This is a genomic window from Kitasatospora sp. NPDC058478 (assembly GCF_042720345.1).
Lineage (GTDB): Bacteria > Actinomycetota > Actinomycetes > Streptomycetales > Streptomycetaceae > Kitasatospora.
On the sequence record NZ_JBHXML010000023.1, the window covers coordinates 21,000 to 42,466 of the forward strand.

Genomic DNA, 21,467 nt, shown 5'->3' on the forward strand with positions numbered 1-21,467 from the left:
AGTGAGGAGACAGTCATGCCCGAGACCACGCCCAACTCAAAGGGCCCGGCCCCGATCAAGCTCACGCCCGGGACGGCCGAACCCGTGCTGGTCCCGGCCGATCAGGTCAAGCCCGAGGATATCGGCACACTGTCGATCGAGTACCGGGACGGTCAGCCCGTCGTTGTCGTCAGCGGCGGGACGGCCATTCCAGCGGGGCTCACGGTCGTGGATGGCGCCGGGATTGCTCTCGCGGCGTACACGGCTGGGCCCACGTCCGCCACCACCCGGTTGGCGCCTGTGGTGGACTACCTCTGCTCGCGCTGGTGAACTGGCGCCGCCCCGGTACGGACCTCTCAGAGCCCGTACCGGGGCATCGTGCTGTCAAGATGGCGGACGCCAGAGACAGTGAAAGAGCCGTCCACCCACAGTGGTGCAGACGGCTCCCACGGCAGGCGCGGCGGCTACGACTCGGAGTCCTCCAAGTGCCGGTACAGCGTCGCCCGACTGATCCCGAGCGCCTTCGCGATGCTGCTCACGCTCTCCCCCTTGGCGTGGCGGTCGTCAATCGGCGGCCGGGCGAACCGGTCCAGCTTCCACACGCACAGGGTGTCGCCGGGGCGGACGTAGTCCTTGGACCACGCTTGCGCCTGTCCGGGGAGCTTCGGGTGCATCCGCCCTGCCCGCTGCTTGATCTCGCTGTTCGGCACGAAGCCGTCCGGCGTTGCTTCCAAGTTGGCCGCCACCCAGTCGGCGAACGGGTGGGACTCCTCCCGGTATTCGCCGGTAGCCCTGGTGACTCGTTCCGGCTCGTTCAGGCCGTGCTCGAACCACTCGGCGGCGCCCCGGACCGCCCAAGCCGCTATGCCTTCCGCTTCGGCCAGTAGGCGGCCCTTGAATCCCCTGTCCTCCCTTCCGATGAACGACTCGTCCCACGGGACGCAGCGGAAGCGCCGCCAGATGCCTTCGTCGGTGCCTCGGATCGTCGGCTTGTCGTTGCCGGACATGATGAGCAGAGCGGTCGGTGTGAAGTCTTACGCGGGCTTGTACTTCTGGTGCGAGGTGAGCAGGACGGCGGCGGTGAAGAGCTTCACGAACGCTTCGTCCAGGCGGGCGGCCGTCCTCTCGCTGGACAGCACGAGCCGGGCACCGTGGAGCTTGGCCACCAGCGACCCGTTACGGCCGTTGCGCTGCTTCTCCCAGAGGTCCCAGCCCGACTTGCCGACGTCTTCGAAGTGGCCGTTGCTCTCCCAGCCCTTCGCGAGAATCAGGGCTTCGGTCTTCGTTCGCTGGGCAGCCGGCGAAGCCTGCGAGTCGTCCTCACGCTTCTTTGACTGTCGTATGTAGGAGACTGCTCGCACGTGGTCAAGGTTAAGTGCCCAGGTAGCGGGCCTAACGATGAGAGGTGTCATGTGAGTAGCGTCGTCAAGATCAACGTACTGACGGTTCCCGCCGAGCAGCGGGAGGTCCTGGAGCAGCGCTTCGCCTCCCGCGCCGGCGCGGTGGAGAACTCGGACGGCTTCGAGTGGTTCGAGCTCCTCCGCCCCGTCGAGGGCACCGACCAGTACCTCGTCTACACCCGCTGGCGCAGCGAGGAGGACTTCAAGGCGTGGATGGCGGGCCCCATGCAGGCCGCCCACCGCCCCGCCGCCCCGGAGGGCGAGGCCCCCAAGCGCCCCGCCGCCTCCGGTTCCACCCTCTGGTCCTTCGAGGTCGTCCAGTCCGCCGGCCCCAAGGCCTGACGCCTCACTTCGCGGTTGTTCGCTTTTCCCTTCGGGCCCTTCCCCAGCAGGGGAAGGGCCCGAAGTGCCTCTCAGCCGCCCGCGAGGATCGAGAGATGCGCGGCGGCAGACCGGGACAGGCTGTCGAGGAGGGCGCGGCCCTTCGCCGCCGTTCCGAGGGAGGGCTGCCCGACGATGCCGTTCTTCGTGTACCCGGCCATGCCGAGCGTGAGCAGGTGCGGGCGCTCGGGGGCGGAATGGTCGTCCTGCTCGATGCCGTCGCGGATGAGCTCCGGGGCGCCGTGGAGGAGGAGCGACACCTCCAACTCGCCACCGTGCATGTCCTCGGCGCCGCTGCTCACCAGGCCCGCCGCCTCGCGGGCCTGGTGCCAGTCCTCGCGGACCGGGAAGAGGGCGACGCGCGGGCCGGAGGTGTTGGCCTCCTGGACGACGTTCGAGAGGACGTAGTTGCCCCCATGGCCGTTCACGATGAGCAGGCCGGGAACGCCGGACGCCTGGAGCGACTTCCAGGTGTCGTTGACGACGGCGTAGAGCGTGGCGGCGCTGATGCTGACGGTTCCGGGTATGTGGGCGTGCTCATGCGAGCAGGACACCGTGATGGGCGGCAGGAGGAACAGGCCGTAGTCGGCGGCGATCCGCTGGGCGATCAGGCCGGCGACGATGGTGTCGGTGGTGAGCGGCAGATGGTCGCCGTGCTGCTCGAAGCTGCCGACCGGCAGTACGGCGATCTTGGCGCCGCGCCGGCGTTCGTCTGCGGAGGTGGCGGCCGTGATCAGTGCGTCCATGGCCCCACCCTCTCTCATCAGCCTGTCGCAGGTCGAGAGGGCGCCGTGCCGCTCATCAGCTTCAATCGGCCGGTGAAGGTGGCGACTTCGGCCACGGAACTCCAACGCCGGAGGGCCTTGTCTGCGGCGGACAGCTCCGCCGTCGCTCGCGCGGACTCGGTGTCGATGGCGATCGACAGCGCGCGGTCCGCCGCCGCAGCAGCCTGCTCCGGCTCGCCGGACACCGCGTAGGCGCGGGCCAGCCGGGAGAGGTACACGCCTTGGTCGTTGCGGTACACCGGAGGGAGCGCCCGGAGCTCGGCCTCGAACATGGCCACCGCCGTGAGCGGGTCGCCCAGTTCGAGCAGACAGTTCGCGCGCTGCATCTCGATGTATGTCGGCGTGCAGTAGGCCATGTCGAGGGCATCGTCGCGGTGCTCATCGTCCGGTGACGCGGCCAGCTCGTGGGCCTCGTCGAACTTGGCCTGGGCGAAGCGCTGGTTGCCCATGAGCGCGTGCCCCTGGGCCTCCTGCTGCGCGGCCAGGGCTCGGATGCGCGGGGTCGCCCCGGGTGAACGCTGGGCGGCGCGTGCCAGCCCGACGGCCTGCTGCGCGTTGCGGCGGGCCGTCGCCTGGTTGCTCTTCCTGAACAGGAGGTAGGCGGCCATGACGTCGTCGCCGGACTCCTGCGCCCACTCCATGGCGCGGTCCGACCAGTACTTGGCCTTGGTCGGCCCGGGGAAACGGTGCCAGATGGGGAACGGTCGGGAGTTCGGATCGGCGGCGACGCGATGCTTCTACTGCGGTGCGGGCCTGCGGAAGGCCGTGACGCGGAACATCGTGGTCAACGGACAGGCGGTGGGCGTCCACATGTGGCACCCGCGTCGTGCGGGGGAGGTGTCGGCGCGATGACGGCGTTTCGGGATCACGACGGGACGGACTCGGCTTCCGTCGGCGGGGAAGCGGGAGCGGCGTCGTGCCCGTTTCCGGTGGTGGTGGAGGTCCGTGGCGTGACGGAACCCGCACGCTTCTCCCGCCTTCCGGACGCGTTGGCCGCGCTCCTGGGATCGCTTCGCGCCCTCCCGCTCAGCACGGATCAGCAGGACTACTTCACCGAGTTGTTCGGCCCGTCCGCCGTGCAGAAGATCGGGCACTTGCTGGCCACGTTCGGAGAGGTGCGGACACCAACGCTCGTCGGCCTGATCCTGTGCCTGGTCCGTCTCTACCCGGCTGGCGAAGTAGTGGCAGGCGGTTGACGGTCCTTCCCACCGGCCATCTCGTAGATAGTCCCAATCACTCCGAAGACGAGCAACGGAATGGCGGCAATCCACCACCAGAGGGACGAGCTGAGTGCTGCCCATGTACCGAGCCAGATGCCACCGACGGAGAAGATCACTCCGAGGGAAATCGCTGCCGGATCGCGCTTGAGTAGATCCTCTCTCGCGCAAACTTCCCTATACCTCAGAGCAGTTGCATGGATCTGCTGATCGAGCACAGCTTTGGCCGCTGCCTCGCTCGGCATGCGCTCGGCTGCGGCAAGTTCAGCTGTCAGCCGGGCAAGAACCACATCGGACCTGCGTTGCCGGTTCGACCGGGCGGCAAAGTAGCCAGTGGCCAGGGCGATTACTACTGGCGAGACAGCAGATATGACCTGTGTTACGGAGCTGAGCTGCAAAAAGCCTCCTCGTGCCGAGCCCGGGGACAGAAGTTATAGCTCATCGAAGTCGAAGTCGCTCCCCTGTGGCTGAGACTTTTGCGCGCAGGGCTTGGAGGGCACCGACCAGTACCTCGTCTACACCCGCTGGCGCAGCGAGGAGGACTTCAAGGCGTGGATGGAGGGCCCCATGCAGGCCGCCCATCGCCCCGCCGCCCCGGAGGGCGAGGCCCCCAAGCGCCCCGCCGCCTCCGGCTCCACCCTCTGGTCCTTCGAGGTCGTCCAGTCCGCAGGCCCCAAGGCCTGACGCCTCACCGAGTGACCGACGTGCCCCGGGGCTTCCGAGCCCCGGGGCGCACTGGGTGGCCCGTCCTGTCGTCGGAGGGGCGGGCGGAGCTTGCGGGTGGGCGTGGGAGGGCAGCCGCGTGGGGGTTAGAGGCGTTCGGGGCCGTAGAGGGCGGCGGGTGCGCCGGTTGTGAGGGCCCAGTAGCGGTCGCCGTAGGACCAGTGCCACCACTCGGTGGGGTAGTTGACGAGGCCGGCGCGGGTGAGGGTGTGGCTGAGGAGTTGCCGGTTGGTGCGGGCTTCGGGGGAGAGGTTGGCGGCGTCGGTGTAGCAGGCGCCGGCGCTTTCTTCCGGGTTGGCGTTGACCCGGGTGCCGAGGTCGAGTTCGTGGCCGTCGGCGTCGGCCAGGGTGAGGTCGACGGCGGCGCCGGCGCTGTGCGGTGCGATCTCGGGCGGGGAGACGTAGCGGCTCGCGGCCGAGCGGAGCTGTGCGGCCGGCCAGCCGGGGTGTGCGGCGCGCAACTCGGCGGCGTACTCGTCGAAGTAGCGGCTCTGGAGGGCCGGCGGGCGGTAGCCCTCGACGAAGAGCAGCCGCAGGCCGTCCGGGAGGTGCGATTGGGCGTCGAGGAGCCGGTCGAGCACGCCGGACCGCAGGTGGGCGAACGCCCCGGTGTCGTCGCGCTTGCGGCTGTCCAGCAGGAGTTCGTGCTCGCGTACGTCCAGGAGGCGGTCGCCGCAGTCCTGGATGGGGACGGCGGCCACCTGCGGGTCGGACATGAGGATGATCTCGGTCAACAGGGTCTCCTGGGGAGGAGGGAACGACGGTGCGCGCCGCGACGGCCGGTGGGGTGTCCGCCACCGCCCCGGGTGTTGGGGCGGTGGCGGACGGACGGGTGGTTCAGATGAGGGCGGCCTCGACCAGGTCGGCGGCCCTGGCTGCGCTGCCGCCGGCGCGGACCTCGCGGCTGAGCTCGGCCAGCCGGGCGGTCACCGCAGGGTCGGCGGTCAGCTCCAGTACGGCGGAGCGCAGCGCCTCCGGGGTGGCATGGGGGGTGTCCAGCCGGCGGGCGACGCCGAGTTCGACCAGCCGGTCCGCGTTGTCGAACTGGTCGGCGGCCTGCGGCACCGCGACCATCGGCAGCCCGCAGTACAGGCCCTCGCTGCACCCGCCCATTCCGGCGTGGGTCACGAATGCGTCGGCCTGCTGGAGTACGGCGAACTGCGGCACCCACTGGTGCACTTCGATGTTGGCCGGGATCGTACCCAGTTCGGCCGGGTCGGTTGCCTGGCCGACCTGGAGCACGACGTGCCAGCCGGGCAGGTCGCCGAAGGCCTCCAGGCACGCGCGGTAGAAGTCGGGCTGGTGGGTGAAGGTGGAGCCGAGCGAGACCAGCAGCACCTTCTGCGCGCCCTCCGGACGGGTCCAGCCGCCCTGGTGCTCGCGGGCGCCGAGGCAGGGCCCGGCGAAGGAGAAGATCTGGGGATCGACCAGCTCGATCTCGGGCTGGAGCACCTGCGGGATGAGCGCCAGCCCGCGATCCGGGCGCAGCATGTACCCGAACGGTTCGCCCGCCGGCACGCCGTTGTCGGCGAGCCACTGCGCGAACCGCTCCGGGATCTTGTCCGCCTCCAAGGCCTCCCGCGCCATCTCGAAGCGCGCCAGGTGGGAGTCCTCCCGGATGATCATGGACGGCGAGATCAGCATGGACGGCACGCCCCAGCCGTCGGCCAGCGCCCGGCCCGCGTACGCCATGAAGTCGTACAGGACGAGGTCGGGCCGGTCGTCGTGGAAGGCCTCGCGCAGGCGCGGCAGCATCGCCTGCGCCTCCTCGAAGATCATGGTGTGCACCCCGGCCCCGATGTTGGGGTCGACCCCACCCTTGACGATCGACAGGGTCGTGTCGTGGGGTACGAGTCGGGCGCCGGTGGACTCGATCTGCTCGGCGAACGACGGGTCGTTGACATAGCTGACCCGATGGCCGCGGGCGACGAGCTCCCGCATCACCTCCAGGCTGGGGTTGACGTGGCCGTGCGCCGGGATGTTCACCATGGCGATGTGTGCTGGTCGGGACATGTCGGGCCCTCTCCTCGTATGTCGCTAGGCGTCCTGCGATCGACGGGCTGACTCATCGTCAACTCGCCTTTCAGAACAGTACGTAACGTTGGCAATCGTTGCGGTGACGGGGGGTGGGGTTCGGCCGAAGATCGGCCGGTGCGGAGGATCACATGGAGGGCCGCGAAACGGGTCGGTCGGGGTGAGGCCGGCGGAGAGCCGGCGCCTGCGGAGCCTCGACGTGCGAGCCGTGTGGACGAACGGGAAGGGCTCGCTCGTCCTGACCCCGAAGGCCGAGCAGGCCGAGGCGGTGCTGCGAGCAGTGCGCGCGGCTCATCCGTATGAGGAACCGGTCATCCACTTCCTGCCTTTGTACGAGCCGGGCGTCGAACGATGACCGAGGTGGTCATGGCCGCTCGTCGATGGCTGCGACCGGTACGGTCACTTCGTGGCGGACGGCGAGCTTGGCGCGTTGTCAGTTCTGGTCTGTGATCGAGGTCAGTGCGGGGCGAAGCAGGTCGAGGACGTGGGTCCAGTTGTATTTGTCGCGGCCTCCGCCGGCCTTCGGCTTGTGGGGGATGTAGTCGCCGATCAGGACGCCCATCGAGCGGAGTCGTTCCAGGCTCTCGCTGTACGCAGGATGGGCTGCTTGGGCCGAGTTGACGTAGGGCTGAACGGCAGTGGGGATGCCGAGCCCGAACGCCTCGCAGAGAATGCCGAGCGCGAGGGTGTCGGATATCCCGGCGGCCCATTTGTTGACGGTGTTGAACGTGGCGGGCGCCACGGCGATGGCGTCCGCCGGGGGAAGCGGCTGGGGGATTGCGGGGGTGCGCCAAGCCGAGCGGATCGGGTAGCCGGTCTGGCGTTCGACGGCTTCCGCGTCGATGAACCCGAGCCCATGGGGGGTGGCGATGACGCCGACCTTCCAGCCTTCGGTGTGGGCGGCGCTGATCAAGGTGCCGACGTCGTCCGCGATGCCCGAGGCGCAGACGACGACGTAGAGGAACGGCTCGCGTTGGTCGGTCAACCCTGGACTCCCAATTCCTGGCAGAAGCGGCGAAGTTCCGGGACAGCGCCGTGACGGTCGCGGGCGGCCATGTCGCCAACCAACCCCAGCAGGCTGGGGCGCCGACGGATGTCTTCCGGCGCACAGCTCTCCGCGATTCTGAGCGCTTTGTATCCCTCGGCCAGTCTGCCTTGTTGGCTGTACGCCCGCGCGGAATCCACCCAGAGCGCGGCCCGTCGCTCGGGAACGGGGATGGGTCGGTGCAGCAGGGGCCGGGCAGCATGCAGTGCCGCTCCGGCATCATGCCGGAGACGATTGCTGAGTCGAGGGCGGCCAGGCTGTCGCGGCAGGCGGTGCGGGAGTTGGATCCGGCCGCGACACGCGGGTACGGCATCCGCTGGGACCCGGCGGCGCGGCGTGAGCACCTGGAAGCCCGTGTGCGTGGGGCGAATTGGGCGTCCCGGTGGAACTGATGGAGGCGGATCGCGGCACCGCTTCGGGCCCGGTCGGCGACTGTGGGCAATGCGCCGACACCGTCGCGGGTGAGCACCGGGTGTGGCTGGATGGCCCGGGCTGTGTGATCGGCTGACAGCAGGGGTTGGGAAGTGCGCCCCGGGCTTGTGAGGCTGGCGTGCGCTGGGGGGTGCGCGTTTGCGCCGCCCGTTTGGGTGATGTGGTGGGGAGTTTGACGCTTGGTTAGCGCATTACGGTGATCATTGTGTCAGCGCGGGCGTTCGGAGGGACGGCCTATGCGCGGCAAAAGTGAGCCCCGGCGGTGCAGGAACACCCCGGGGAATGGCACTAGGAGTTAGGGACTCCCGAATGCACATTCATCGTATCCCGAAGCACTCGCCCGGGTACACGATCCTCGACAACGGCCACGTCGTCCGGAAGCACTCACTGAGTTGGGCGGCGCGTGGGCTGCTCAGCTACCTGCTCAGCCTGCCGGACGGTGCGCGGGAGGACATCCGGACGCTGGCGGCGAAGAGCGTCGAGGGCCGGGCGACGGTGGCGCGGGCGCTCCGTGAGCTGGAGGCGGCCGGGCACTACGTGCGGCGGACGCAGCGGGATCCGGTGACGGGGCAGGTGCGGACGATCGTCTCGGTGCACGAAGTGCCGGTGACGGGCAAGGCGGTTCACGCCCTGCCGCCGCTTCCCGCGTCCCCGGCCGCCGGTGGGCCCGGAGCTGGGGTGGCGTGCGCCGGGAAGGCGGTAAGCCCTTCCGGAAAGGTGAGGGTGAAGGAAGCGGAAGTTCCTTCCGTCCCTCCGTCCGAGAAGTTGACGGCGGGCATGGCGCTGCTGCTCGAACTCGGGCGTAGGGACCCCAAGATGGCGCTGGCGGGCAAGCCGCTGTGCGATCAGGCCGCGCGGGTGGAGGGGTTGCTCGCGGGCGGGTGGAGCGGGGAGGCGCTGGCGGGGATTCTGGCCGCGCCCTTGCCGGAGAGGGTCACGCACAGCGTGGGGGCGGTGCTGGCGGGGAGGTTGGCGAAGGTGCCGCCCGTTCCGTTGACTCCGAACGGCGGCGGCGGGCCGGGGCCGCGACGGCACGAGTGTCCCGGGCGGGACGGCTTGTGCGGGCGGCCCGTCGCCGGGGTCGGGCAGGTGTGCGGGGAGTGCCGGGCTCAGAGGGTGTCGCGGACCTTGATGTAGTCGACCCCGGGGCGGGGAGGTGGAGTTCACCCGCCCGGCGGCCGGAAGTCCGGCGGCCGGAACGCCACCGGTGCGTCGAAGGCGGCCCGGCGGGTGGCGCGGCGCAGGGCGCGCAGGACGGCGGTGCCGAGGGTGAGGCAGAGGACGACGGTGAGGGCGGCGCGGGGGAGGTCCCAGCCCAGCGACGTGGTGAGGCAGTAGGCGGCGAAGCGGACCAGGTTGGCGGGCAGCGGGTCGCCGGGGACGAAGGAGATGGAGCCGGAGAGCCCGGCGATGTACGGCCAGCCCTGGAGGTTCATGATCGTGCCGTAGAGGACGGAGGCCAGCGCGCCGTAGCCCGCGAGCAGCCAGAGTTCGCGCCGGCCGCGCAGGCGGGCGGAGCCCGGGAGCAGGCCGGCGCCGAGGCAGACCCAGCCCATGGCGAGCATCTGGAACGGCAGCCAGGGCCCGACGCCGCCGGTGAGCAGCGCGGACGCGAACATCGACAGTGAACCGAGGACGAAGCCGAAGCCCGGCCCGAGCACCCGGCCGGACAGCACCATGAGGAAGAACATGGGTTCCAGCCCCGCCGTGCCCGCGCCGAGCGGCCGCAGTGCCGCGCCCGCCGCCGCGAGCACCCCGAGCAGGGCCACGGACTTGGCGTCCAGGCCGGGCGCGCCGCCGCCCGCCGTGCGGCCCTCGGAGATCTGGGCGATGACGACGGCGAGGAGCAGCGGCAGCAGCAGGGCGAACAGCCAGGGGGCGTCGGTGGCGTGGCCGACCAGGGCGGACTTGGTGGAGGCGAGCAGCGGCCAGCCGAAGGCCGTCACGCCGACGAGGGAGGTCAGGAGCAGGGCCGCTACGGATCGGCGGCCGAGCGGGACGGGGCGACCAGCAGGAACACCGGAAGGAACAGGGCGGCTCATGCGCTCAGCGCCTCCGCGACCTGGCGGACGGTGAGCCACGGGCCGGGTGCCAGCACCTTGGCGACCTGCGGGGCGAACGCGGGGGAGGAGACGACGACGTCGGCCGTCGGGCCGTCGGCGACGATCTCGCCCTCGGCCAGGATCACCGTGCGGTGGGCGAGTTCGGCGGCGAGTTCGACGTCGTGGGTGGCCAGCAGGACGGCGTGGCCTTGCGCCGCGAGGTCGCGCAGGATCTCCACCAGCCGGGCCTTGGCGGCGTAGTCGAGGCCGCGGGTCGGCTCGTCGAGCAGCAGCAGCGGGGGCCGGGCGGTGAGCACGACGGCGAGCGCGAGGGTGAGCCGCTGGCCTTCGGAGAGGTCGCGCGGGTGGGTGGTGTCGGCGATGCCGGGCAGCAGCCGTTCGACCAGGGCGCGGCAGGTGCCGGGGGTGGCGCCCGCGTCGGTGTCGGCGGCGGCGCATTCGGCGGTGACGCTCTCGCCGTAGAGGAGGTCGCGCGGGTCCTGCGGGACGAGGCCGACCTGGCGGATCAGTTCGGCCGGGCGGGTGCGGTGCGGGGTGCGGCCGCCGACCGTCACCCGGCCGGAGGCGGGGGTGTGCAGGCCGACCAGGCTGCCCAGCAGGGTGGACTTGCCGGCGCCGTTGCGGCCCATCAGCGCGGTGATCTCGCCGGGGTGCAGCGCCAGGTCGACGCCGCGCAGGGCCTGGACGGGGCCGCGCCGGACGGCGAGGCGCTCGGCGGCGGCGGTCGGGGCGGCGGTCGAAGCAGGGGCGGCGGTCGGAGCCGCAGGGGCCGCGCTCGGGTGCAGGCCGTCCAGTCGGGAGCGCAGCCCGGCGGCCTTGCGGCGGGCGTCGCGGACGGACAGCGGCAGCGGCCGCCAGCCGGCGAGCCGTCCGAGGCCGACCACCGGCGGGTGCACCGGCGAGTGCGCCATCACCTCGGCGGGCTCGCCGAGGACGGGCGGGGCGCCCGGGGTGAGCAGCAGCACCTGGTCGGCGTACTGGACGACGCGCTCCAGCCGGTGCTCGGCCATCAGCACGGTGGTGCCGAGGTCGTGCACGAGCCGCTGGAGGACGGCCAGCACCTCCTCGGCGGCGCCCGGGTCCAGGGCCGAGGTGGGCTCGTCGAGGACCAGGACGCGCGGGTGCACGGTGAGCACCGAGCCGATCGCGACGCGCTGCTGCTGGCCGCCGGAGAGGGAGGTGAGGGCGCGGTCGCGCAGGTCGGCGAGGCCGAGCAGGTCGAGGGTCTCCTCGACCCGGCGCCGCATCACGTCGGCGGGCAGGCCCAGGGACTCCATGCCGTAGGCGAGTTCGTCCTCGACGGTGTCGGTGACGAAGTGCGCCAGCGGGTCCTGGCCCACCGTGCCGACCAGGTCGGCGAGTTCGCGCGGCCGGTGTTCGCGGGTGTCCCGGCCGCCGACCGTGACCCGGCCGTGCAGGGTGCCGCCGGTGAAGTGCGGGACGAGCCCGCTCACCGCGCCCAGCAGGGTGGACTTGCCGGAGCCCGACGGGCCCACCAGCAGGCAGAGTTCGCCTTCGGGGACGGTCAGGTCGACGTCCGCGACGGCGGGGGCGGCGGCGTCCGCGTACCGGACGGAGACCTGCTCGAAGGTGATCACGAAGCCCTCCGGGGCGGGGTCGGGGCGGCGAACGCCGGCACCAGGCCGAGCAGTACGGCCAGTACGGCGGTCAGCGGCAGCGCGGGGACGGTCGGCGGGACGACGGTGGGCGCGAAGGCGGCCGGGTCGCGCGTGGACAGGTAGATGGTCAACCCGGCGACGGCGGCTCCCGAACCGGCGGTCAGCCACTCGGGCAGCGCCCAAGGGTCTGGCCGGTAGCGGGTTCTGACGGATCGTCGGCTTCCGAGCAGTAGCCCGGCGAAGGCGGCGGCCAGGCCCAGCAGCAGCACCGGTGGCGCCCAGCCCGCGCCGCCGGCGGTCAACAGCCCGTACGCGGCCAGGCAGATTCCGAGCAGGCCGGCCAGGGTGAGCGCGGCCGTCGCGCGGGCGAGCCGGCGCGGGACGTCCGCGGTGCGGCCGAAGCCGCGGGTGTCCATCGCCGCGGCCAGCGCCACCGAACGCTCCAACGCGCCCTCCAGGACGGGCAGTCCGACGCTCAGCACGGCGGCGATCCCCCGGTCGGTGCGGCCGCGCAGGCGGCGGGCCGCCCGCAGTCGGCGGACGTCCGCGACCAGGTTCGGCGCGAAGGTCATCGCCACCACCACCGCCACGCCCGCCTCGTACAGCGCGCCGGGCAGGGCGCGCAGCAGGCGGGCCGGGCTGGCCAGTGCGTTCGCGGCGCCCACGCAGACCAGCAGGGTGGCCAGGCGCAGCCCGTCGTACAGCGCCGCGAGCAGGCCCTCCACGGTCACCCGGCCGCCGATCCGCACTCCCTGCGCCCAGGCGGGGAGCGGCACTTCGGGCAGCGTGAACAGCACGTGCGTGCCCGGGACCGGCGAGCCGAGCAGCACCGCGAACACCAGCCGGATGCCCAGCACCAGCAGGCCCAGCCGCAGGAACGCGCCGTACGAACGCGACCAGGGCGCGTCGCCGCGCCGGGCCGCGACCACGTACCCGGCGACGGCGGCGAGCAGCAGCAGGATCACCGGATTGGTGGTGCGGGTCGCCGCCGCGCCCAGCCCGAGCGCCCACAACCACCAGGCCCCAGGGTGCAGTTGCCGGGGTCCGGTGGGCGGGCGGGTGGTGCGGGCGGTGCTCATGGGTCAGTCCAGGTGGAGGGGTCCGGAGAGGTACGGGAAGGGGGAAGGCGGCGTCAGGAGGTGCGGCGGCGGCGCGCCTGCCAGACGGCACCGCCGGCCAGCACGGCGATCAGCGCGCCACCGGCGATCAGGCCGACGTCCGGGCCGGAGTCCGAGCCGCCGCCGCCGGACGGGCCGGCCGGCTTGGCAGCCGACCCGAGCTGGTCGGCGCACCCGGCCTTCGGGAAGCCCGCGATGGCGCAGAGCAGGCCGTTGGCGTCGTAGCGCAGCGGCGGGGCGACGGCGGCCAGCACCTCGGCCGAGGTGGCGTTCGAGACGACGCTGGCGCACGCGCTCCGCTGCTCGGGCGGAGCCTCGGTGGAACCGGAACCGGAACCGGAACCGGAGCCGGAGCCCGAACCCGAGCCCGAACCGGAACCCGAGCCCGAGCCCGAGCCGGAGTCGGCGGCGGTGCCGAAGTCCAGCACGACGGCGACCCGCTTGCGGCCCGCCTGCGCGGGCGTGTCCGCACAGAGGGCGGCGAAGTCGCCCGCCGCCCGGGGCTGCGCGGCCTGCTGCCCGCCGTCCGGACTCACCGCGAACCGCCACCCGTCGACGGCCCCGTCCGGCGGCACGGCGACGGCCGGCCCCTGCTGCTGGTACAGCCACCCGGCGTCGGCCCCGCGCCAGAACGACCAGTACCGGTACCCCGTCGCCGCCTCCGCCGGGGCCCCCGCGACCAGCAGGAGCACCGCACCGAGCAGCGGGACGAGGACGCGGCGGCCACAGCGGCGGCCCAGGCGGACCGGGCGGGGTGTCACAGCCTCTGGCCGCGCTTGCGCTGGAGGCTGAGGAGGAGACCGCCGCCGAGGCCGATGAGGAGGCCGACGATGATCGGCCAGTACTGGCCGATGCCGTCGTCCTTCTTGGACGCCGCCGTCGTCGGGGCGGGGCTGGCGGTGGCCTTGGGTGCCGGGCCGAGGGCGGTGAGCTGGGCGGTCAGCGGGGCGGTGTCGCGCTGGGCGGCCTGGGTGACGAGCAGGAGGCTGGCGGTGGCGGCGGCGTCGGTGCCGCCCTTGGTCCAGCCGGCGCCTTCCTTGGCGAGCCAGTCGACGGCGCCGGCGGCCTGCTGGGGGTGGCCGCTCTGGATGAGGCCGAGGGCGGCCCAGGCGGTGGCGTTGTAGTCGGGGGTGGGGGCGGCGCCGGGGGTGGTGAGGGTGAGGTGGTTGCCGCCCGCGGCGAGCTGGGCGGTGAGGTACGCCCCGGCGGCCTCGCCGGAGTCGGCGTGCGCGACCGGAGCAGCCGTGGCGGAGGTGGCGGCGGAGTCGCAGCCGAGGGCCTTGGGGGCGGCGTCGGTGCGGGCGGTGGTGGCGACCGGGAGGTGGCCGCCGGCGGCGGCGAGCGAGGCCTGGGCGCTGGCGAGGGCGTTGGGGGCGAGCGCACCGGAGGACGGGTCGGGCTGGTAGGCGAAGGCGCCGCGCTGGTCGGCGGGGGCGGCGCAGCCGAGCTGGAAGAGGGCGAGCCCGTCGAAGGCGCTCTTGCCCGTCCTGGCGACGCCGGCCGGGTCGGTCCTGGCGGCGAAGAGGGCGTTCACGGCGAGGCCGGTGGAGTTGGCGTCGCCGGGGCTGCCGGGGTTGTAGGGCCAGCTGCCGTCGGCGTTCTGGGTGGCCTTGAGCCACTGGACGCCCTTGTCGACGGCTTCCTGGTGCCCGCCGAGGGCGACGAGGGCCTGGACGGCGACGGCGGTGGCGTTGCTGTCCTCGGTCTTGGGGTCGCAGGCGGCGCCGGCGGCCCGGAAGGAGGGCCAGCCGCCGTCCTCGCACTGCTGTCCGGTGAGCCAGCCGACGGCGGAGTCGGCCGGGGTGGTCTTGGCCGCCGCGAGCGCGGTGAGCGCGAGGGACTGCCGCCAGACGCCGTCGTACGTCGGGTCGCCCTTGCCGTAGAGGCCGTCGGGGACGGCGGCGGGGGTGGGCGCGGGGCTGTCGGCGAGGGCCGGTCCGGCGGTGGCGCCGGCGAGGAGTGCGGCGGACAGGGCGGCGGCGCCCAGGCGGGCGGCGGTGAGCATGGTGGAGGTGTGCCTTTCGGTGAGCGGTGGTGGCCCGGCGGGGCCGTTCCGTAGTCCTCGACGGTGCCGGGCGGTGCGCGTGGCGGGCCCGGGCTGGCCGCTCGCCCCTCCACGGGCGGTCCGACTCGCCCGGGCCGTCGCGGGGGCCGGGCTCACGGTTGCGGGGTCAGCGCCGGATTCGCACCGGCTTCCCCCGGGGGAGGGACGGGATGAAGTTGTGCTGTCCGTCGACTTTAACCGCCGGGGGCGGTCGGCCCCTCCTGTCCGGGCAGGAACAGGTTCCAGTCAGGGCGGGGTCAGGGCAGGGTGAGCAGCCGGGCCGCGGTGTGCAGGTCGGCCCGGACCTCGGCGATCGAGGCGCGGCCGGAGAGCCAGGCGACCAGGGCGGAGTGCCAGGTGTGCTCGATCACCCGGACGGCCGCGCGCTGGCTCTCACTGGGTGGCCCGGACTGGCCGATGGCGTCCAGGATGAGCTGGCCGGTGGCGGTGCTGACCTGGTCCACCTCGGCGCCGACGGAGCGGTCCGCGAAGGACAGCGCCCGGACCATCGCCTCGGCGAGCAGCGGTTCGCGCTGGAGTGCGTGGAAGGCGCGGGTGAGCGTGTCGGCGACCCGCGGGGCCGGTTCGGGGTCGGTCGGCGGGTGGCGCCGGATGTGCTCCTGGAGGCCCTGCAACTGCTCCAGCATGACCGCGACCAGCAGGTGCACCTTGGACGGGAAGTACCGGTAGAGCGTGCCGAGGGCGACCTGCGCGGTCTCCGCGACCTCCCGCATCTGCACCGCCTCGTACCCGCCGCGGGCGGCCAGGGCGGTGGCGGCCCGCAGGATCCGGCGCCGGCGTTCGGCCTGGCGGGCGGTCAGCGGCGGCTCGCCCGGCTGCGCGGGGGGCGGGGTGGTGGGGCTCGTGGAGGTGGTCGGCGGCGGCAAGGAGTGCTCCCGGGGCGCGGGGGTGGCGGCGTGCTCCACAAGGTCGGCAGGGTCGGCGTGGCGGGAATCACCAGCCCTGGCTCCTGAGGGAAAGCTACGGGCCGGTATCTTCGAGGTCTCTCATTGTTCACATGGTCGATGACGAGTTCCACAGCCACTGAAACCTGATCTACTTTAGCGACCGGCGGCAGCGCCGTCGCCAACGCAGAGACAGCAGCAGCACAGGAATAGCAGCTAGAGATGAGGGCCCGAGGATGACCGCGCAGCCGCTGCGGATTGCCCTGCTGTCGTACCGCGGGGACCCCTTCTGCGGCGGTCAGGGCGTGTACGTGCGCCACCTCTCCCGTGAGCTGGCCAGGCTCGGCCACCACGTGGACGTGATCGGTGCCCAGCCGTACCCGGTGCTGGACGAGGTCGACGGCCCCGGTTCGGTGCGCCTGGTCGAGCTGCCAAGCCTGGACCTCTACCGCGCCGAGGACCCGTTCCGCACGCCCGCCCGCGGCGAGTTCCGCAGTCCGGTGGACGTGCTGGAGTTCGCCACCATGCGCACCGGCGGCTTCCCCGAGCCGCTGACCTTCTCGCTGCGCGCCCGCCAGTACCTGGCCCGGCACAAGGGCCGCTACGACGTGGTGCACGACAACCAGACGCTCGGCTACGGCCTGCTCGGCCTGGCCCGGCACGGCTTCCCGCTGGTCACCACGATCCATCACCCGATCACCGTGGACCGGCAGTTGGAGCTTGACGCGGCCACCACCCGGGTCAAGCGGCTGTCGCTGCGCCGCTGGTACGCCTTCACCCGGATGCAGCGCCGGGTCGCCGCCCGGCTGGACCACGTGATCACCGTCTCCGGCACCTCGCAGCGCGAGATCGCCGAGCACCTGGGCGCCGCGCCGGGCGCGATCTCGGTGGTGCCGATCGGCGCCGACACCCGGCTCTGGTCGCCCTCCGAGGAGATCGCCCGCGTCCCCGGACGGATCGTCACCACCTCCAGCGCGGACGTCCCGCTCAAGGGCCTGGTGTTCCTGGTCGAGGCGCTGGCGAAGGTGCGCACCGAGCGCCCCGCGCACCTGGTGGTGGTCGGCAAGCCGCAGAAGGAGGACGGCCCGGTGGCGGAGGCGGTGCGCCGCTTCGGGCTGGCGGACCACATCGAGTTCCGCAGCGGCCTGACCGACCAGGAGCTGGTCGACCTCTACCGCTCGGCCGAGGTGGCCTGCGTGCCGTCGCTGTACGAGGGCTTCTCGCTGCCCGCCGCCGAGGCGATGGCCACCGGCACCCCGCTGGTCGCCACCACCGGCGGCGCGATCCCCGAGGTGGCCGGGCCGGACGGGGAGACCTGCCTGGCCGTGCCGCCGGGGGAGCCGGACCGGCTGGCGGCGGCGCTCGGCCGGCTGCTGGACGACCCGCGGCTGCGCGCCCGGCTCGGCGCGGCCGGCCGGGAGCGGGTGCTGGCCCGGTTCACCTGGGCGCGGGCCGCCGAGCTGACCGCCGACGCCTACCGGGCGGCGATCGCCACCGGGGCCGGCGCCCGGGCCCGCTCCGGGCCGGGCTGGCGGTACGTGCCCTGAGTCGCTCCGGCCGCCCTGCGCGGCGCCCGCCCGGCGGCCCCGGCCGCCCGGTGCGGAGCGGTAGCGGATCGAACTGACGCGGCGTCAAGTCCGCTTGGTAGCAAAAGGAATGGGAGCCCTGCAGTGCTGACCGTCGATTTCTCGCGCTTCCCGCTCGCCCCCGGCGACCGGGTGCTCGACCTGGGCTGCGGCGGGGGCCGGCACGCGTTCGAGTGCTACCGCCGCGGCGCCAACGTGATCGCCCTCGACCAGAACGCCGAGGAGATCGCCGAGGTCCAGAAGTGGTTCGCCGCGATGGAGCAGGCCGGCGAGGCCCCGGAGGGCGCGTCGGCGGTCGCGATGGAGGGCAACGCGCTGGCGCTGCCGTTCGAGGACGACTACTTCGACAAGATCATCATCTCCGAGGTGATGGAGCACATACCGGACGACAAGGGCGTGCTCAACGAGATGTTCCGGGTGCTCAAGCCGGGCGGGCTGCTCGCCGTCACCGTGCCGCGCTGGCTTCCCGAGAAGATCTGCTGGACGCTGTCCGACGAGTACCACGAGGTCGAGGGCGGCCACATCCGGATCTACCGGGGCGACGAACTGCTCGGCAAGCTCAAGGACGCCGGCCTGGAGCCCTACGGCACCCACCACGCGCACGCGCTGCACTCGCCGTACTGGTGGATCAAGTGCGCGGTCGGCGTGAACAACGACAAGGCACTGCCGGTCAAGGCCTACCACCAGCTGCTGGTCTGGGACATCGTCGGCACCCCGGTGATCAGCACCCTCACCAAGGCCGCCGAACGGGCGCTCAACCCGGTCATCGGCAAGAGCTTCGTCGCCTACGCGTCCAAGCCGCGGCGGACCGAGCCCGGGCGCGTGGACGCATGACCGCCGCCGTCCCCGAGGCACTGCTGCTCGACGGGGTGCTCGACGCCGAGCAGGCCGCCGGCACCGTCCGCAGCATCCTGGCCGAACAGCTCCCCGACGGCGCCATACCCTGGTTCGCCGGCCACCACCTCGACCCGTGGGACCACACCGAGGCCGCCATGGCCCTCGACACCGCCGGCGAGCACGCCGCCGCCGAGGCCGCCTACCGCTGGCTCGCCGCCACCCAGAACCCGGACGGCTCCTGGTACGCCGCCTACACCGACGGCGCCGTCACCGACCGGGCCAAGGAGACCAACTTCTGCGCCTACGTGGCCGTCGGCGTCTGGCACCACCACCTCAGCGCCGGCGACGACGCCTTCCTGGACTGGATCTGGCCCGTCGTCCGGCGCGCCCTGGACTTCATCGTCGGCCAGCGGCTGCCCGGCGGCCCGATCGCCTGGCGCCTCGACGAGGACGGCACCGCCACCGACGAGGCGCTGCTCACCGGCTCGTCCAGCATGCTGCACGCGCTGCGCTGCGGGCTGGCCATCGCCGAGTACCTGGAGGAGCCGCAGCCCGACTGGGAGCTCGCCGCCGGCCGGCTGGGGCACGCCATCACCCACCACCCCGAGCGGTTCCTCGACAAGGGCCGCTACTCGATGGACTGGTACTACCCGGTGCTCGGCACCGGACTGCGCGGCGACGCGGCGCTGGAACGGATCGACCGGGACTGGGACCGCTTCGTCGTCCCCGGCCTCGGCGTGCGCTGCGTCAGCGACCGCCCGTGGGTGACCGGCGGCGAGAGCGCCGAACTCGCCCTCGCGCTCTGGGCGATCGGCCGCTCCGACCGCGCCGTGGAGATCCTGCGCTGGATCCAGAAGCACCTGCGGCACGAGGACGGCTCCTACTGGACCGGGTACGTCTTCGAGGACGACGCCGTCTGGCCGGAGGAGCGCACCACCTGGACGGCCGGCGCACTGCTGCTCGCGGTCGCCGCGCTCGGCGGCGACCCGGCGACGGTCGCGGTCTTCGGCGGGGAGCAGCTGCCCGCCGGGCTGGTGGTCCAGGACTGCTGCTGAGGCCCGTAGCCGTGGCCGATGCCGGTACGGACGGCTGAGGCCCGTACGACTGCTGAGGCCCGTACGACGGTTGAGGCCCGTACGGGCAACGCGAAGGGGTGGGGCCGGAGAGATCCGGTCCCACCCCTTCGTCGTACTGGCGGGGGAGTCAGCCGCGCTGGATGCCCGAGGTGTCGGCCAGCAGGCCGACGGTGCCGTCCTGCAGCTGGGCGACCAGCGCGCTGCCGCGCTGCTCGACCGCCAGGTACCAGGTGCCGGGCACCAGCTCGCCGACGGGGGCGCCCGCCGGGTTGTCCTTCGACGCCAGCGAGCGCGGGGCCGGGACGGCGAACCAGAACGGTGCGAAGTCGGCCGCCGGGGCGGCCGGGGTCGGCTGCGGCTGCGCGGCCGGGACGGGCTGCGGGGCGGCGGCCGTGTCCTGCGGCTGACCGGCCTGCACCGGCTGGGCCTGGCCGGCCGCCGGGTAGCCGTAGCCACCCGGCTGGGCGCCGTACGCCGGGGCCTGGTTCGGGTCCTGGCCCGGGGCCGGGTAGCCGTACTGGCCGGGCTGCGCCGGCTGGCCGGGCTGGCCCGGGGCCGGGTAGCCGCCCTGGTAGGGGACGGCCGCCGGACGGTCGGCGACCAGCGGTGCCTTCAGCGCGGGCACCAGCGGCGCGGCCGCGGCCGCACCGGCCAGCACGATCAGCGCGATGAGGCCGAGCCAGGCGCCGAAGCCGTGCCCGAAGCTGCCGCCGGCCGGGCCGCCGCCCAGCGACCACAGCGCCGTCCACAGCGCGACGACGGCGAAGGCGATGCCCCACTGGTCCAGCCGCAGGCCGAGCACCTGGCGCCCGGCCGCGGCCTCGCCCTGGAAGCGGTGCAGCAGGATCAGCACCGCGGCGGCGATGCCGAGCAGGTAGATCGACGGCAGGATGGGGAACAACTGGGTGCTCCACGCGTTCTGCGACGTGTCGCCGCAGTACCGGCCGGTGCAGTCCACCGTCCAGTAGGGCAGGAAGGAGGCGATGAAGAGCAGGACGGCCGCGCCGGCGACGGCGGCGTCTCCCCTGGTGAGAGCGCGCAGATTCACTAACGTTCCCCTCGTTGACGTGTCGTGGACGGCGGTTCGTGCGGTCGGGCTGACCGGCCGAAACTCCCGAACGGACCAGAAGCCTAGGCCCAACCGCACCGCCGGTGCACGGCGGGACCGGGAATGGGGCGAAGTCGTTGCCAAAGGCGCGACCCGGGCGGCGCGCACGCCGTCCGCCGCCCCGGCCCAACTCCCTTACCGGGTGGTCAGATACGCCGTCAGCGCGTCGGCGATCCCCTGGGCCGCCCGCTGCCGCCACTGAGGATCCGTCATCCGTTTGGCGTCCACCGGGTTGCGCATGTTACCGCACTCGATGAACACCTTCGGCACCGTGGACAGGTTCAGGCCGCCCAGGTCGGAGCGGGTGTCCAGGCCGTCGCTCGCGGTGTAGTCCGCGTACGGCTCGCCCGTCGCGGCGCGGAAGTGCTCGCGCAGCAGCAGGCCGAGCCGGCGCGAGGGCTCGACGATCGCCGCGTTGTCCGCCTTCCCGGCCGCCACCTTCGCCGGGAGGATCACGTGGAACCCGCTGCCGCCCGCCGGACCGCCGTCCCCGTGCACCGACAGCGCCACGTCGGCGTGCGCGTCGGCGCCGGCCCGGGCGCGCTCGTCGATGCAGGGGCCCCACGGGCGGTCGCCGTCCTGCGCCAGCACCACCGTCGCGCCGCGGGCGGCCAGGATGGCGCGGGCCCGGTGGGAGACGTCCAGGGCGTACTCGGCCTCGGTGTAGCCGGAGTTGGTCTCGGTGCCGGTGGTGTCGCACTGCTTGCGGGAGTTGCCGATGTCGACCAGGCGGTTGATCTCGGCGGTGTGCGCGGAGTTGCCGGGGTTGTGGCCGGGGTCGAGCAGGATGGTGCGGCCGGTGAGCGCGGTGGGGGAGACCGGGGTGTCCGACGGGGCGGGCGTGTTCGGCGTCTGGGCTGGGGCGGGGGTTCCCGGCGTGGTGGTTCCCGGTGCGGTGGCTTCCGGGGTGGTGGCTTCCGGTGTGGCGGTGCCCGGTGTGGCGGTTCCGGCCGGGGAGGTGGCCGGCGCGGCGGTGCCGCCCACCGCGGCGGAGTGGCCGAGGGACTGCCAGCCCAGCCAGCCCGCCAGGCAGAGCGGAACGGCCGCGCCCACCGCCGTGGTGGCGCGCAGCAGGGTGGAACGGCGGGGCGGGCGGGAGTTCGGGCCGGTCACGG

Annotated in this window: 22 protein-coding genes, 2 pseudogenes and 1 riboswitch; of the genes and pseudogenes, 8 read left to right on the plus strand and 16 right to left on the minus strand. The window is 73.0% G+C overall.

Translation table 11 applies throughout. From position 1 onward, the window contains the following. Positions 1-15 precede the first annotated feature (15 nt). Positions 16-309 (plus strand): hypothetical protein, encoded by a 294-nt coding sequence (locus ACFWPT_RS14945; RefSeq protein WP_063347403.1) that lies wholly within the window; start codon positions 16-18, stop codon positions 307-309. Positions 310-443: 134 nt separating this feature from the next. Here ACFWPT_RS14945 and ACFWPT_RS14950 read toward each other — a convergent pair whose 3' ends face one another. After that, the gene (locus tag ACFWPT_RS14950; protein ID WP_380482081.1) at positions 444-986 is read right to left on the minus strand and encodes a helix-turn-helix domain-containing protein; all 543 of its coding nucleotides are present in this window, start codon (positions 984-986) and stop codon (positions 444-446) included. 27 nt (positions 987-1,013) lie between these two features. Continuing rightward, complete coding sequence (locus ACFWPT_RS14955) at positions 1,014-1,340, minus strand: recombinase family protein (RefSeq protein WP_380482083.1); 327 nt, start codon at positions 1,338-1,340, stop codon at positions 1,014-1,016. Between the two features lie 51 nt (positions 1,341-1,391). On the opposite strand from ACFWPT_RS14955, the gene ACFWPT_RS14960 reads away from it, so the two are divergent. Continuing rightward, the gene (locus tag ACFWPT_RS14960) at positions 1,392-1,721 is read left to right on the plus strand and encodes an antibiotic biosynthesis monooxygenase family protein (protein ID WP_380482085.1); all 330 of its coding nucleotides are present in this window, start codon (positions 1,392-1,394) and stop codon (positions 1,719-1,721) included. A 71-nt stretch (positions 1,722-1,792) separates the two neighbouring features. On the opposite strand, the gene ACFWPT_RS14965 is transcribed toward ACFWPT_RS14960, so the two are convergent. Next, the gene (locus tag ACFWPT_RS14965) at positions 1,793-2,506 is read right to left on the minus strand and encodes a creatininase family protein (RefSeq protein ID WP_380482087.1); all 714 of its coding nucleotides are present in this window, start codon (positions 2,504-2,506) and stop codon (positions 1,793-1,795) included. Positions 2,507-2,523: 17 nt separating this feature from the next. Further along, complete coding sequence (locus ACFWPT_RS14970) at positions 2,524-3,186, minus strand: hypothetical protein (protein WP_380482089.1); 663 nt, start codon at positions 3,184-3,186, stop codon at positions 2,524-2,526. 207 nt (positions 3,187-3,393) lie between these two features. On the opposite strand from ACFWPT_RS14970, the gene ACFWPT_RS14975 reads away from it, so the two are divergent. Further along, entirely contained in the window at positions 3,394-3,741 is a 348-nt protein-coding gene (locus tag ACFWPT_RS14975) for a hypothetical protein (protein WP_380482091.1), read from the plus strand. Positions 3,742-4,251: 510 nt separating this feature from the next. Then, positions 4,252-4,446: pseudogene (locus ACFWPT_RS14980) on the plus strand (antibiotic biosynthesis monooxygenase family protein); the annotation flags it as partial. Positions 4,447-4,571: 125 nt separating this feature from the next. Here ACFWPT_RS14980 and ACFWPT_RS14985 read toward each other — a convergent pair. The 4 genes and pseudogenes from ACFWPT_RS14985 to ACFWPT_RS15000 all read right to left on the minus strand — a co-directional run. Then, a complete protein-coding gene (locus tag ACFWPT_RS14985) occupies positions 4,572-5,219 on the minus strand; it encodes a M15 family metallopeptidase (protein ID WP_380482093.1) in 648 nt (215 codons plus the stop codon). Positions 5,220-5,322: 103 nt separating this feature from the next. Beyond that, on the minus strand, positions 5,323-6,498 hold the full coding sequence (locus ACFWPT_RS14990; protein ID WP_380482095.1) for a macrolide family glycosyltransferase: 1,176 nt from the start codon (positions 6,496-6,498) through the stop codon (positions 5,323-5,325). A 454-nt stretch (positions 6,499-6,952) separates the two neighbouring features. Beyond that, a complete protein-coding gene (locus ACFWPT_RS14995) occupies positions 6,953-7,504 on the minus strand; it encodes a flavoprotein (RefSeq protein WP_380482097.1) in 552 nt (183 codons plus the stop codon). Further along, positions 7,501-7,785, minus strand: a pseudogene (locus ACFWPT_RS15000) (transcriptional regulator); the annotation flags it as partial. The pseudogene ACFWPT_RS15000 and the gene ACFWPT_RS14995, both read right to left, overlap by 4 nt. A 493-nt stretch (positions 7,786-8,278) precedes the next feature. On the opposite strand from ACFWPT_RS15000, the gene ACFWPT_RS15005 reads away from it, so the two are divergent. Beyond that, positions 8,279-9,133: a helix-turn-helix domain-containing protein gene (locus ACFWPT_RS15005; RefSeq protein ID WP_380482099.1), complete on the plus strand. Its 855-nt coding sequence runs from the start codon at positions 8,279-8,281 to the stop codon at positions 9,131-9,133. 26 nt (positions 9,134-9,159) lie between these two features. Here the strand turns inward: ACFWPT_RS15005 and ACFWPT_RS15010 are convergent, their stop codons facing one another. The 6 genes from ACFWPT_RS15010 to ACFWPT_RS15035 form a co-directional block, all read right to left on the minus strand. Next, positions 9,160-10,038 carry an ECF transporter S component gene (locus ACFWPT_RS15010; RefSeq protein ID WP_380482101.1) on the minus strand — a complete coding sequence of 293 codons (879 nt, stop codon included), beginning with the start codon at positions 10,036-10,038 and terminating at the stop codon, positions 9,160-9,162. Beyond that, on the minus strand, positions 10,035-11,657 hold the full coding sequence (locus tag ACFWPT_RS15015; RefSeq protein WP_380482103.1) for an ABC transporter ATP-binding protein: 1,623 nt from the start codon (positions 11,655-11,657) through the stop codon (positions 10,035-10,037). The genes ACFWPT_RS15010 and ACFWPT_RS15015 overlap by 4 nt, the downstream gene beginning before the upstream one ends. Next, complete coding sequence (locus ACFWPT_RS15020; RefSeq protein ID WP_380482105.1) at positions 11,654-12,757, minus strand: CbiQ family ECF transporter T component; 1,104 nt, start codon at positions 12,755-12,757, stop codon at positions 11,654-11,656. Before ACFWPT_RS15020 ends, ACFWPT_RS15015 begins: the two co-directional genes overlap by 4 nt. Before the next feature lie 53 nt (positions 12,758-12,810). After that, positions 12,811-13,557: an SCO2322 family protein gene (locus ACFWPT_RS15025; protein WP_380482107.1), complete on the minus strand. Its 747-nt coding sequence runs from the start codon at positions 13,555-13,557 to the stop codon at positions 12,811-12,813. Next, entirely contained in the window at positions 13,554-14,801 is a 1,248-nt protein-coding gene (locus ACFWPT_RS15030) for a prenyltransferase/squalene oxidase repeat-containing protein (protein ID WP_380482109.1), read from the minus strand. The genes ACFWPT_RS15025 and ACFWPT_RS15030 overlap by 4 nt, the downstream gene beginning before the upstream one ends. Positions 14,802-14,918: 117 nt before the next feature. Further along, positions 14,919-14,994, minus strand: a riboswitch (cobalamin riboswitch). Between the two features lie 103 nt (positions 14,995-15,097). Continuing rightward, positions 15,098-15,727 (minus strand): TetR family transcriptional regulator, encoded by a 630-nt coding sequence (locus ACFWPT_RS15035; protein ID WP_063351068.1) that lies wholly within the window; start codon positions 15,725-15,727, stop codon positions 15,098-15,100. Between the two features lie 254 nt (positions 15,728-15,981). Between ACFWPT_RS15035 and ACFWPT_RS15040 the strand changes: the two genes are divergently transcribed. From ACFWPT_RS15040 to ACFWPT_RS15050, 3 genes are all read left to right on the plus strand, one after another. Beyond that, positions 15,982-17,292 carry a glycosyltransferase family 4 protein gene (locus ACFWPT_RS15040; protein WP_079135554.1) on the plus strand — a complete coding sequence of 437 codons (1,311 nt, stop codon included), beginning with the start codon at positions 15,982-15,984 and terminating at the stop codon, positions 17,290-17,292. 123 nt (positions 17,293-17,415) lie between these two features. After that, positions 17,416-18,165 carry a methyltransferase domain-containing protein gene (locus ACFWPT_RS15045; RefSeq protein WP_363372252.1) on the plus strand — a complete coding sequence of 250 codons (750 nt, stop codon included), beginning with the start codon at positions 17,416-17,418 and terminating at the stop codon, positions 18,163-18,165. Next, on the plus strand, positions 18,162-19,223 hold the full coding sequence (locus tag ACFWPT_RS15050; RefSeq protein ID WP_063347384.1) for a hypothetical protein: 1,062 nt from the start codon (positions 18,162-18,164) through the stop codon (positions 19,221-19,223). The genes ACFWPT_RS15045 and ACFWPT_RS15050 overlap by 4 nt, the downstream gene beginning before the upstream one ends. A 148-nt stretch (positions 19,224-19,371) precedes the next feature. Here the strand turns inward: ACFWPT_RS15050 and ACFWPT_RS15055 are convergent, their stop codons facing one another. Then, positions 19,372-20,292, minus strand: a complete 921-nt coding sequence (locus ACFWPT_RS15055; RefSeq protein WP_380337482.1) for a hypothetical protein — start codon at positions 20,290-20,292, stop codon at positions 19,372-19,374. A gap of 195 nt (positions 20,293-20,487) precedes the next feature. Beyond that, entirely contained in the window at positions 20,488-21,465 is a 978-nt protein-coding gene (locus ACFWPT_RS15060; RefSeq protein ID WP_380482112.1) for an N-acetylmuramoyl-L-alanine amidase, read from the minus strand. Between the last annotated feature and the right edge of the window lie 2 nt (positions 21,466-21,467).